General features: G+C 69.3%; 15 protein-coding genes. 3 read left to right on the forward strand and 12 right to left on the reverse strand.

Features of this window, described 5'->3' with window-relative positions; translation table 11 throughout:
* Window positions 1–56: 56 nt before the first annotated feature.
* The 7 genes from ACFU53_RS43040 to ACFU53_RS43070 all read right to left on the reverse strand — a co-directional run bounded on the left by ACFU53_RS43040 (window position 57) and on the right by ACFU53_RS43070 (window position 5775).
* Window positions 57–866 (reverse strand): ABC transporter permease, encoded by an 810-nt coding sequence (locus ACFU53_RS43040; RefSeq protein ID WP_384005241.1) that lies wholly within the window; start codon window positions 864–866, stop codon window positions 57–59.
* Complete coding sequence (locus ACFU53_RS43045; protein WP_384005242.1) at window positions 863–1849, reverse strand: ATP-binding cassette domain-containing protein; 987 nt, start codon at window positions 1847–1849, stop codon at window positions 863–865. The genes ACFU53_RS43040 and ACFU53_RS43045 overlap by 4 nt, the downstream gene beginning before the upstream one ends.
* Window positions 1850–1936: 87 nt before the next feature.
* On the reverse strand, window positions 1937–2578 hold the full coding sequence (locus ACFU53_RS43050) for a PadR family transcriptional regulator (RefSeq protein WP_384005243.1): 642 nt from the start codon (window positions 2576–2578) through the stop codon (window positions 1937–1939).
* Between the two features lie 104 nt (window positions 2579–2682).
* Complete coding sequence (locus ACFU53_RS43055) at window positions 2683–2934, reverse strand: type II toxin-antitoxin system RelE/ParE family toxin (protein WP_384005244.1); 252 nt, start codon at window positions 2932–2934, stop codon at window positions 2683–2685.
* Complete coding sequence (locus ACFU53_RS43060; RefSeq protein ID WP_327344176.1) at window positions 2931–3194, reverse strand: type II toxin-antitoxin system prevent-host-death family antitoxin; 264 nt, start codon at window positions 3192–3194, stop codon at window positions 2931–2933. The genes ACFU53_RS43055 and ACFU53_RS43060 overlap by 4 nt, the downstream gene beginning before the upstream one ends.
* A 65-nt stretch (window positions 3195–3259) precedes the next feature.
* Window positions 3260–4720: an aldehyde dehydrogenase family protein gene (locus tag ACFU53_RS43065; RefSeq protein ID WP_384005245.1), complete on the reverse strand. Its 1461-nt coding sequence runs from the start codon at window positions 4718–4720 to the stop codon at window positions 3260–3262.
* 230 nt (window positions 4721–4950) lie between these two features.
* Entirely contained in the window at window positions 4951–5775 is an 825-nt protein-coding gene (locus tag ACFU53_RS43070; RefSeq protein WP_384005246.1) for a helix-turn-helix domain-containing protein, read from the reverse strand.
* 413 nt (window positions 5776–6188) lie between these two features.
* On the opposite strand from ACFU53_RS43070, the gene ACFU53_RS43075 reads away from it, so the two are divergent.
* Window positions 6189–6704, forward strand: a complete 516-nt coding sequence (locus tag ACFU53_RS43075) for an ATP-binding protein (RefSeq protein WP_384005247.1) — start codon at window positions 6189–6191, stop codon at window positions 6702–6704.
* A gap of 81 nt (window positions 6705–6785) precedes the next feature.
* On the opposite strand, the gene ACFU53_RS43080 is transcribed toward ACFU53_RS43075, so the two are convergent.
* The 5 genes from ACFU53_RS43080 to rpmG all read right to left on the reverse strand — a co-directional run bounded on the left by ACFU53_RS43080 (window position 6786) and on the right by rpmG (window position 9505).
* Window positions 6786–7052 carry a DUF397 domain-containing protein gene (locus tag ACFU53_RS43080; RefSeq protein ID WP_033524685.1) on the reverse strand — a complete coding sequence of 89 codons (267 nt, stop codon included), beginning with the start codon at window positions 7050–7052 and terminating at the stop codon, window positions 6786–6788.
* A 453-nt stretch (window positions 7053–7505) separates the two neighbouring features.
* Window positions 7506–7739: a 30S ribosomal protein S18 gene (gene rpsR / locus ACFU53_RS43085; RefSeq protein WP_384005248.1), complete on the reverse strand. Its 234-nt coding sequence runs from the start codon at window positions 7737–7739 to the stop codon at window positions 7506–7508.
* 6 nt (window positions 7740–7745) lie between these two features.
* Window positions 7746–9071 carry a GTP-binding protein gene (locus ACFU53_RS43090; protein WP_384005249.1) on the reverse strand — a complete coding sequence of 442 codons (1326 nt, stop codon included), beginning with the start codon at window positions 9069–9071 and terminating at the stop codon, window positions 7746–7748.
* Between the two features lie 5 nt (window positions 9072–9076).
* Complete coding sequence (locus ACFU53_RS43095) at window positions 9077–9334, reverse strand: type B 50S ribosomal protein L31 (protein ID WP_384005250.1); 258 nt, start codon at window positions 9332–9334, stop codon at window positions 9077–9079.
* Between the two features lie 6 nt (window positions 9335–9340).
* Window positions 9341–9505 carry a 50S ribosomal protein L33 gene (gene rpmG, locus ACFU53_RS43100; RefSeq protein ID WP_384005251.1) on the reverse strand — a complete coding sequence of 55 codons (165 nt, stop codon included), beginning with the start codon at window positions 9503–9505 and terminating at the stop codon, window positions 9341–9343.
* Between the two features lie 62 nt (window positions 9506–9567).
* Here rpmG and rpmB point away from each other — a divergent pair, with 62 nt between their 5' ends.
* Both rpmB and rpsN read left to right on the forward strand, forming a co-directional pair.
* Complete coding sequence (gene rpmB / locus ACFU53_RS43105) at window positions 9568–9804, forward strand: 50S ribosomal protein L28 (RefSeq protein ID WP_037702498.1); 237 nt, start codon at window positions 9568–9570, stop codon at window positions 9802–9804.
* Window positions 9804–10109 (forward strand): 30S ribosomal protein S14, encoded by a 306-nt coding sequence (rpsN, locus tag ACFU53_RS43110; protein ID WP_384005252.1) that lies wholly within the window; start codon window positions 9804–9806, stop codon window positions 10107–10109. Before rpmB ends, rpsN begins: the two co-directional genes overlap by 1 nt.
* Window positions 10110–10230 lie beyond the last annotated feature (121 nt).

Raw genomic sequence — 10230 nt, forward strand, 5'->3', positions numbered from 1 at the left:
CTCCGCGGGGGCTGCGCGACCCGCCCCCGCGAGGCCGCACACGACCGGCTACCCGTCTATTTGCTCAGCCGTCCGAACCGCCGTACCGCCAGCGGGAAGAAGACCGCCAGGAGGGCCAGGGGCCAGGCGATCGCCGTCCAGAGGTGGTCCGCGTCGGCGCCCGGAGCGCCGAAGAGGTCCCGTACGGCCGTCGCGGTGTGGGACATCGGGTTCCATTCGACGAGCGTGCCGAGCCAGTCGGGCATGGAGGTGGGGGTGGCGAGGGCGTTGGAGAGGAAGCCGACCGGCCAGATGAGGATCTGGACGGCCGTGACCAGTTCGGGTTTGCCGGCGACCATCGCGAGATGGATGCCGATCCAGAGCATCGCGAAGCGGAAGAGGAGGAGGAGTCCGACAGCGCCGAGGAATGCGCCGGGGCTGCTGTGGGTGCGCCATCCCAGGGCGAACGCGACGGCGATGAGGAGGGCCAGGCCCACCACCGACTGGAGCATGTCCGCGACCGAACGGCCCACCAGCACCGCACCGTTGGCCATCGGCATGGAGCGGAAGCGGTCGATCACCCCCTTGTTGAGGTCCTGGGTGACGGAGAGCATCGTGGACTCCAGGCCGAACGCCATGGTGAGCGCGAGCATGCCGGGGACCAGGTAGTCGAGGTAGTCGCCGGTCACACCGCGGCCGCCGCCGACCAGGTAGCCGAACATCAGCAGCAGCATCACGGGGAAGACGAGCCCCACGACCATCTGCACCGGCTGCCGCGCCCAGTGGGCGAGTTCGCGGCGGGTCATGGTCCAGGCATCCGTCAGGGCGTGCACTCCCGCCGCCCTGTTCATGGTCGTGTTCGCGGTGGTGGTCATCGTCGAACTCATGCTTCTGCCGCCTCCTTCACTCGGTCGTTCCCGGCCGCCCTGTCGTCCCCGGTGAGGTGCAGGAACACCTCGTCCAGGGTCGGGCGGCGCAGGGCGATGTCCTCGGCCTCGATGCCCGCGTCCTCCAGGGCGCGGACGACCGCGGAAAGGGCCGTCATGCGTTCGGTGACCGGGGCGCTGAGGAGGCGGCGGTCTGTGTCCACGGAGATGTCGGCCTGCGGCACGGGCAACAGGGTGACGGCGGCGCCGAGTTGCCCGGCGTCGCGCAGGACCACGTCGATACGGTCGCCGCCGGTCAGGCGCTTCAGCTCGTCCGCCGTGCCGTCGGCGACGACGCGGCCGCCGTCGACGACGGAGATGCGGTCGGCGAGCTGGTCGGCCTCCTCCAGATACTGGGTGGTGAGCAGGACCGTCGTACCGCCGCCGACCAGGGAGCGGACGGAGTCCCAGACCTCGGTGCGGCCGCGTGGGTCGAGGCCGGTCGTCGGCTCGTCCAGGAAGAGCACCTCCGGGTCGGTGATGAGGGACGCGGCCAGATCGAGGCGGCGTCGCATGCCGCCGCTGTACTGCTTGACGGCCTTGCGGTCGGTGTCGCCCAGGCCGAACCGGTCCAGGAGTTCATCGGCCCGCACGCGCGCGTGGCGGGCGCCCAGGTGGTAGAGGCGGCCGAACATCTCCAGGTTCTGCCGACCGCCGAGTTCCTCGTCGAGCGCGGCGTGCTGGCCGAGCAGGCCGATGCGGAAGCGCACCTCACGCGCGCGTGTCACCACGTCGTACCCGGCCACCTCCACCCGGCCCCCGTCGGGCCGCAGCAGGGTCGACAGAACCCTGACCAGAGTCGTCTTGCCCGCGCCGTTGGGCCCGAGCACCCCGTGCACGGTGCCGCGCGCGACCTGGAGGTCGAGCCCGTCGAGGGCGACCTTGCCACCCTTGCCGCTGTACTTCTTGCGTGCCCCTTCGACAGTGATCGCCTGATCGGCCATCGGGACCTCCCCATGGATCGAAATCAGTAGTCAAACTTGACTACACGCTTCGAAGGTATCCCCTTCGCGCTCGATGGTCAAACTTGATTAGTGGATATCCTCCGGATGCCGCTCCTCCGCCGCGTACGGGTTCTTCTGTCCCTCCGCCAGGACACCGATGAACGGTTCGCCCTCCCCCGCGAAGGTGTAGGCGCCGTCGCGGATGCGTGCGATGAGGCCGCGGGTCCACTCGGCGCCCGTGTCGGCGGAGTGGATCCAGAAGTTCATGATCTCGCCGATGTGGCCGAGCTGAGCGGGGCCGTCCTCGGGGGTGTAGTACTCGGTGACGGCCCTGCGCCACTTCTCGATGGAACGCACGCGCTCCTCCAGGAGTCCGAGCACCTCCTCGCGGCCGAGGTCGACCATGCTGCCGAGTCCGGCGGAGAGGACGTCCGGCTTCTGGTCGTAGGCGGTGAGAGACTCGCGCACCAGTCTGAGGTACTCCTCGGTGCCCTTCTCCGTGATCTCGTACTCGGTGCGGGGCGGTCCGCCGGCGGTGGAGGGGGCGATCTCGTGCGCGAGCAGCAGTCCCTGTTTCGCCATCTGCTTCAGGGCGTGATAGATCGAGCCGGGCTTGGCGTTGGACCACTCGTGCGCGCCCCAGTACTCCAGGTCGTTGCGCACCTGGTAGCCGTGGGCCCGCCCGTGCTGGCGCACGGCGCCCAGCACGAGAAGACGGATCGCTGACATGGGCCCAGCGTAGAACCACGAGGGGTCAGCCCAGCTCGCACCCGGATTCTTGGGCCCCCGGGCCATCGGACGCCGCTGCTCGCCCCAAGGGCCCCGGTGTCAGGTCACGCGCCTGTACGGCCGACGTGTTCGATGTGGAGGGTGCGCGCCTCAGGGTCGAGGCGGTACAGAATGCGCCAAGGGCCGTGGTACAGGCGGCGATGCTCCGCGCCCCAGGCACGCGACCCTTCGGGTCGCTCGTTCTCGGCCAGTTGGTCGGTGGCCCGCAGCAGCGCGTCGACGCTGTCGGGATCGTCCTTGAGGTGTCCGGCGGCCGCGTTGAGAGCCGCCGGTTCCCACTGCACCTGCCAGGTCACTCGCCCCTCCCCGCCGCTTCAAGCAACGCGCGGCGGGCCTCGTCATGCGGTATCGGGGTCTCGGCGCGACCGAGAGCGCGGTCACGCTCCAGTCGGGCGAGGGCGAGAGCGTCCTCAAGGTCCTCCAGTTCGGCGGGAGAGACGAGGACGGCAGCCGGAACGCCGCGATCGGTCAAGGTGATGTGCTCGTGCTGGGCGGCCCGGCGGGCCAGTTCCCCGAGCTTGCCCCGCGCCTCCGCGATGGGATACGTAGCAGACATGCATCTACTGTACACCTGGATGCATGTCTGCCAGGGGCGTGATCCTCAGACCCGACGAGTCGCCCTCAGAACGGGAAGAAGCTCCGCTTGTGCTGGACCGAGATCCACTTCTGGGTGGTGAACGCGTCCACCGTCGCCTCGCCGTTGAGGCGGCCGATGCCGGAGTGCTTCTCGCCGCCGAAGGGGACGAGGGGCTCGTCGTGGACGGTGCCGTCGTTGACGTGGAACATGCCGGTGTCGATCTGCTTGGCGAAGTTCACGCCCCGCTCGATGTCACCGGTGTGGACGGCGCCGCTGAGGCCGTACGGGGTGTCGTTGACGATGCGGACGGCCTCCTCCTCGCCCTCGAAGGGGATGAGGAAGACGACGGGGCCGAAGACCTCCTGCTGGAGGAGGGCGGAGCCGGCGGGGACGTCGGTGAGGACGGACGGCTCGACCAGGTTGTCGGTCGTGTTGCCGTGGACGAGCGCCGTGGCGCCCTCGGCGAGGGCCTGCTCGACGACGGACTTGAGGGAGTCCGCCTGGGAGGAGTTGATGACCGGGCCGATGACCGTCTGTGGGTCGCTCGGGTCGCCGACCTTCAGGGACTTCACCTTGGTCACGAACTTCTCGGTGAACTCGGCCTGGATCGAGCGGTCGACCAGCACGCGGTTGGCGGCCATGCAGACCTGGCCCTGGTGGACGTAGCGCGAGAAGACGGCCGCGTCGACGGCGTAGTCGATGTCCGCGTCGTCCAGGACCACCAGGGCGCTGTTGCCGCCCAGTTCGAGGATCGCGCGCTTGAAGTTCGAGGCGGCGACGGTGGCGACGTGGCGGCCGACCTTGTCGGAGCCGGTGAACGAGATCAGCTTGGGGATGGGGTGCTCGATGAAGGCGTCGCCTATCTCGGCGATGTCGGTGACGACGACGTTGAGCAGCCCACCGGGCAGGCCGGCCTCCTCGAAGATCTTCGCGACCAGGGTGCCACCGGCGATGGGGGTGTTCTGGTGCGGCTTCAGCACCACGCCGTTGCCGAGGGCGAGGGCCGGGGCGACCGACTTGATGGAGAGCAGGAAGGGGAAATTGAAGGGGCTGATGACGCCCACGACACCGACCGGCACACGGTAGAGGCGGTTCTCCTTGCCGTCGATCGGCGAAGGAAGGATCCTGCCCTCGGGGCGGAGCGCCAGCTGAATCGATTCGCGCAGGAACTCCTTGGCGAGGTGCAGTTCGAACCCGGCCTTCAGGTGCGTACCGCCGAGCTCGGCGATGATCACCTCGGTGATCTCCTGCTCGCGCTCCTCGATGACCTTGAGGGCCTTCTCGAAGACCGCGCGACGCGCATAGGCGTTGACCTCGGCCCATTCCTTCTGGGCCGTCTGGGCGGCCTTGTAGGCCTCGTCCACTTCGTCGACCGTGGCTATCGTGATCGACGCGAGCTTCGCGTCGTCGTACGGGTTGAAGTCGATGATGTCCCAGGAGCCTGAGCCCGGGCGCCACTCGCCGCCGATGTACTGCTGGGCCAGGTCGGTGAAGTAGGACGACATGTGATCCTCAATCAGTCGGCATCGATCAAGATTGATCACTCGTCATCGTACTTGTGAGTAAAGGGAGTTGGAGAGCTACTCGGGAGACTCTGTGAAGACTCCCAGGGGGCCGGGGAGGCTCGGGAGAGCCGGGGAGGCTCGGGAGAGCCGGGGAGACTCGGGAGAGCCGGGGAGACTCGGGAGAGCCGGGGAGACTCGGGAGAGCCGGGGAGGCTCGGGAGAGCTGCGACTCAGGAAAGCTGCAGCAGCCCCCGCAGCAGGTCCCGGCTCTCGGCCGTGGACGGGCTGTCGTCCTGGAGCTGCCTGACCGCCCGCTCGTACTGGGCGATGTCCTCACGCTTGTCCAGGTAGAGCGCGCTGGTGAGCTGTTCGAGGTACACGACGTCGGTGAGGTCGGACTCGGGGAAGCTCAGCACGGTGAAGGCGCCGCTCTCGCCGGAGTGGCCGCCGAAGCCGAACGGCATGACCTGGATCCGTACGTTCGGGCGCTCCGAGATCTCGATCAGATGCTGGAGCTGACCCCGCATCACTTCCCGGTCGCCGTACGGCCGGCGCAGCGCGGCCTCGTCGAGGACGCAGTGGAACTCGGGGGCGCTCTCGGACACCAGGTACTTCTGGCGCTCCATGCGCAGGGCCACCCGCTTGTCGATCTCGGCCTCGCTCGCGCCCTTCATGCCCCGGGAGACGACCGCGTGGGCATACGCCTCGGTCTGCAACAGGCCGTGCACGAACTGGACTTCGTAACTGCGGATGAGGTGGGCCGCGGCCTCCAGGCCGACGTAGGTGGGGAACCAGCTGGGCAGGACATCCGAGTAGCTGTGCCACCAGCCGGCGACATTGGCTTCCTTCGCCAGGGAGAGCAGCGAGGTGCGCTCGGCCTCGTCGGTGACGCCGTAGAGAGTCAACAGGTCCTCCACGTCACGGGTCTTGAAGCTGACCCGGCCGAGTTCCATCCGACTGATCTTCGACTCGGAGGAGCGGATCGAGTACCCGGCCTTCTCCCGGGTGATCCCCTGCGACTCGCGCAGCCGCCTGAGATGTGAGCCCAGCAGCATCCGCCTCACCACCGACCCACTCGATTCACCGGCGCCCACGTTCGTCCAGCCTCCCCAACTTCTTCAGGGGCCGCAGTCTGCCACTAAACCACTCCGATCCGCACTCGCCCGGTTACAGAAATGGAAAGTCTTCAACATCTGAGACGGACGAGGTGAGGGAGGAGAGAGGGAAGTGTGGCCGAGAAGCTCGGCGAAGCACACCCCGGAAGCACAGAAAACGGCCAGGAAGTCGTCAGCCGACGCCCAACTTGCGGGAGCAGGGTGGCAGAAGAAATGTTGAGCAAGCGGTATGGGGAGGTCCATTTCGGGCGCGTGCACGTGCATCTGCCCTTGCATCTGCTGTACGCATCAGAAACCATGGTCCCGCGCCACCGCTGCATCGCAACGACCGCGAACACCCGGGAGTGCCTCGCATGGGGACGAATGGATCGACCATGCTCGAACCCTTACGGCAGGGACTTCCGCCACTTGATCCCGCGACCGTGTCCGATGCCGCGTCCTGCGCGCTGGCGCCCCGCTACGAAGCGGTGCGCGAGGCGCGACAGTTCACCCGGGGCACGCTCGGCCAGTGGCAGTTGGACGACCGCTTCGACGACGTCTGTCTCGTGGTCTCGGAACTCGTCACCAACGCCCTGCGGCACGGCCTGCCCTCGAGCAACGGGCTGCGCCCGGCCCAGGACCCGCCCGTACGGCTGCACTTGATGCGCTGGACCGAGCGGCTGGTGTGCGCGGTGCGCGACCCCAGCCACGACAGCCCGGTCACGGGCGACTCCGAGGACTTCTCGGCGGAGTCGGGGCGCGGGCTGTTCCTGGTCGACTCGTTCGCGGACAGCTGGGGCTGGCATCCGCTGGGCGGCGTGCTCAGCGGCAAGGTGGTGTGGGCACTGTTCCAGGTGCCGCCGGTGCCGGGCCTGCCGCCCGCCCACTGAGGAACCGCGGCGCTTTTCGGCGCCGCGGTTCTACGCGTGTCACATCGTCGGGCTCGCCTGCTTCCCGCCGCCGGGCGGGCGTTATCCGACCAGGTGGTCGAACTCGCCGTCCTTGATGCCCAGGAGCATCGCCTCGATCTCGGCGCGCGTGTAGACGAGCGCCGGGCCGTCGGGGAAGCGGGAGTTGCGCACCGCCACCTCACCGCCGGGCAGCCGGGCGAACTCCACGCAGTTGCCCTGCGAGTTGCTGTGCCTGCTCTTCTGCCAGGCCACCGCGTGGAGCTCGGTCAGCTCCGTCGCGGCCATGCCGTTGTACACGTCATCCACGCCGTACACGTCGTGGTCCACAGGTCGCTCCCCGGGGTGGTGCAATGGTGCGCTTGATGCGCATTGGCACTGGTGTGGCCAGTGATGCCAGTGATGCAGCGGTCAACTGCCCCGGATCATAGCTTTGTTCACGTGCTGCCGCATGAGCGGATGCACCTGCGTATGCACGGGCAGATGCACGTGCACGAGGGGTGCTCCCGCGGTTACAGCAGGAGAGACGCACGACGGGGCGTTCCTGTTCCATCAGCGCCTCCGACGACTCATGTCGTCCTGATTCATGTCCCCATATCCCTCCCTACGGGGGGCGGGTCCATGCGGTTCAGGGGGTGGGGTCGGCGTTCGCAGGATGGCGGGAAACGAGTGCCCCCGGGGAGGTCGTGGAGCCTCCCCGGGGGCCGGGTGGGGGTGGTGGTTCGGGGGTTCGGGCTGGTGGTTCGGGGTTCGGGGGTTCGGGGGTTCGGGGGGAGGGTGGCGTCAGCGGGTGGAGTAGGGCAGGAGGGCCATTTCGCGGGCGTTCTTGATGGCGCGGGCCAGTTGGCGTTGCTGCTGGGCGGTGACGCGGGTGACGCGGCGGCTGCGGATCTTGCCGCGGTCGGAGATGAAGCGCCGCAGCAGGTCGGTGTCCGTGTAGTCGACGTAGGTGATCCCGGCCTGGTCCAGCGGGTTGGGGCGGGACTTGGCGGGCTTGCGCTCCGGCTTGCGGGGCATGGCGGTTCAGACCTCCAGGAAGGTGTCGAAGGGTCGTGGCAGCCGCTCCCAGGCGGCGCGTCCTGCGGCGTACTCGGCATCGGTGAGCAGGCAGGACTCCAGGAGCTGTTCGAGTCCGTCGCGGTCCAGGCCCGGGGAGGTGAAGACGAGGTGCTGGCAGCGGTCGCCGTGTTCCGGGTGCCAGTCGAGGGCGGCGGCGGCCCGGCGGACCGGGGGGACCATGTCCCAGGCGGCATCCGGGAGCGAGGCGAGCCAGGGGCCGACCGACTCCACACAGAGGGCGCCGCCGGCCGCGTCCCAGTGCAGCAGGGTGTCGGGGCGCTCGGCCAGCCAGAACCTGCCGCGACTGCGGGCGGCCGCGCAGCAGAGGTCTTCCAGCGCCGCGTACAGCCGCTCCGGGTGGAAGGGGCGGTGGCGGTGCCAGACGAGGGTGGTGACGCCGCACTCGTCGGCGTCGGTGGGGAGGAGGGCGGAGGCGGGGTGTTGGGCGGCGGCGGCCGCGTCCACGTCGAAGCCGGAGAACGCCGCGGTGACGAGGGGTGCCGGGGAGCGCCGTGGGGGCTGCTGGGGGTGGCCGGGTGCGGGTGCGTCGTGGCTGGTCGCGCCCCGCGGCGGAGCCGCATATTGATGCTGCCCCGCGCCCCTTTCAGGGGCGCTGCCCGCCTCCTCTTCCGTGACGCGCGCCGCGAACCAGGCCGACCACGCGTCCGCGGAGCTCTCGGACGCGCCGCCTCCGATCGGCACCCTGTGTGCCGTCGGGTGGAGTTGGGCCAGTAGGGCCCCGTCCTCCTCGTCGGCCTCGGCCGAGTCCAGGACGGCCAGGATCGGGGCGTATTCGAGTTGGCGGGCGAAGGTGTCGGCGACGGTGCGTTGGTCGGTGGTGGCGGCCGCGAGGCCTCGGTCGGCGAGGTCGTCGCCGTTGCCGAGGTAGGGGAGGAGGAGGGCGGGGTCCACGGCCGTGATGACCGAGGTGAGGCGGAGGCCGCTCGCGGCGACCACCTCCGCCATCGCCTTCGGTTCCACCGAGTCCCAGAGTTCGACCACGGCCAGGCGGGTCAGTCCCGCGTCGGCGAAGCGTTCCAGTTCGGGGACGAGGTCCTCGCGGAGGGCGCAGCAGGCGCAGTCGTTGACGAGCGGGGTCTCACCGGTGGAGACGATGCCCGCGGCGTCCCGGACGGTCCGGACGACCTTGGCGTCCGGACCGTCGGTGGCGGTGGAGAGGTCGTGGTGCAGCGCGACGCTGCCCGGGACCCCGGCGAGCAGCGCCTCGACGGCGGCCCGCCGGGCGTCGGCGTGCAGCCCGCCAACGATCGCGACAGACAGCTGGGTCACGTCGGTCAGCCCCGCTTCTTCCCGGCGCCGTACCGCTTCTCGAACTTCTCCACGCGGCCCGCCGTGTCCAGCACGCGCGCGGTGCCCGTGTAGAAGGGGTGGCTGACGTTCGAGATCTCGACGTCGACCACGGGGTACGTGGTGCCGTCCTCCCACTCGATCGTCTTCTCGCTCGTCATCGTCGAGCGGGTCAGGAAGGTGTGGTTCGCGGCTCGGTCGCGGAAGACGACGGGCCCGTACGACGGGTGGATGTCCTTCTTCATCGTCGGTCAGCGCTCCTCTCGGAAGTCGACGTGGCGGCCGACCCTCGGGTCGAACTTGCGCAGCGTCAGCCGGTCCGGGTCGTTCCGGCGGTTCTTGCGGGTGACGTACGTGTGGCCGGTCCCGGCCGTGGACCGGAGTTTGACGACCGGCCGGAGTTCGTTGTGTGCCATGCTGATACCTTACTGAAAATGAATTCCATTTACATCACTGGATCGAGAGAGGTGCGTCACCCTTGTCCGCCCACTGCATGCTGACCGGCGCCCAGCCCGGCTTCGGCAACCGCATCTCGCACTCCCACCGGCGCACATCCCGCCGCTTCGACCCGAACATCCAGTCCAAGCGGTACTGGCTGCCCAGCGAGAACCGCCATGTGCGGCTTCGGCTGAGCACCAAGGGGATCAAGACCGTGGACGTCATCGGCGTGGAGGCCGCGGTCGCGCGGATCCGGGCCCGGGGGGTGCGGGTCTGATGGCGAAGAAGAGCAAGATCGCGAAGAACGAGAAGCGGCGGGAGATCGTCGCGCGGTACGCCGAGCGGCGGGCCGAGCTGAAGGAGATCATCCGGCGGCCGTCCGCCACGGAGGCCGGACGCGACGCCGCCCGGCGGGAGCTGAGCGCACAGCCGCGCGACGCCAGCGCGACCCGCGTCCGCAACCGGGACCAGGTGGACGGGCGGCCTCGGGGTTACTTCCGGACGTTCGGGCTGTCCCGGGTGAGTCTGCGGGAGCAGGCGCATGCGGGGTTCCTGCCGGGGGTGCGCAAGTCGTCCTGGTAGGGGCGGGGGCGTCGGGGGCGGGGGCGTCGGGGGCGGGGGCGTCGGGGGCCGGGGCGTCGCGGGGCGGTGTGGTCTTCCGTCGGGTGCGTCGCCGTCTTCGAGTTCGTCAGGGCAGGGTCCG

Source organism: Streptomyces sp. NPDC057474 (genome assembly GCF_042802555.1).
Taxonomy (GTDB): domain Bacteria; phylum Actinomycetota; class Actinomycetes; order Streptomycetales; family Streptomycetaceae; genus Streptomyces.

Bases quoted from the DNA above. Each gene is read 5' to 3' on its own strand.
- ACFU53_RS43040 (WP_384005241.1), bottom strand. From the start codon at position 866: ATGAGTTCGACGATGACCACCACCGCGAACACGACCATGAACAGGGCG.
- ACFU53_RS43045 (WP_384005242.1), bottom strand. From the start codon at position 1,849: ATGGCCGATCAGGCGATCACTGTCGAAGGGGCACGCAAGAAGTACAGC.
- ACFU53_RS43050 (WP_384005243.1), bottom strand. From the start codon at position 2,578: ATGTCAGCGATCCGTCTTCTCGTGCTGGGCGCCGTGCGCCAGCACGGG.
- ACFU53_RS43060 (WP_327344176.1), bottom strand. From the start codon at position 3,194: ATGTCTGCTACGTATCCCATCGCGGAGGCGCGGGGCAAGCTCGGGGAA.
- ACFU53_RS43065 (WP_384005245.1), bottom strand. From the start codon at position 4,720: ATGTCGTCCTACTTCACCGACCTGGCCCAGCAGTACATCGGCGGCGAG.
- ACFU53_RS43070 (WP_384005246.1), bottom strand. From the start codon at position 5,775: ATGCTGCTGGGCTCACATCTCAGGCGGCTGCGCGAGTCGCAGGGGATC.
- ACFU53_RS43075 (WP_384005247.1), top strand. From the start codon at position 6,189: ATGGGGACGAATGGATCGACCATGCTCGAACCCTTACGGCAGGGACTT.
- rpsR (WP_384005248.1), bottom strand. From the start codon at position 7,739: ATGCCCCGCAAGCCGGAGCGCAAGCCCGCCAAGTCCCGCCCCAACCCG.
- ACFU53_RS43095 (WP_384005250.1), bottom strand. From the start codon at position 9,334: ATGAAGAAGGACATCCACCCGTCGTACGGGCCCGTCGTCTTCCGCGAC.
- rpmG (WP_384005251.1), bottom strand. From the start codon at position 9,505: ATGGCACACAACGAACTCCGGCCGGTCGTCAAACTCCGGTCCACGGCC.
- rpsN (WP_384005252.1), top strand. From the start codon at position 9,804: ATGGCGAAGAAGAGCAAGATCGCGAAGAACGAGAAGCGGCGGGAGATC.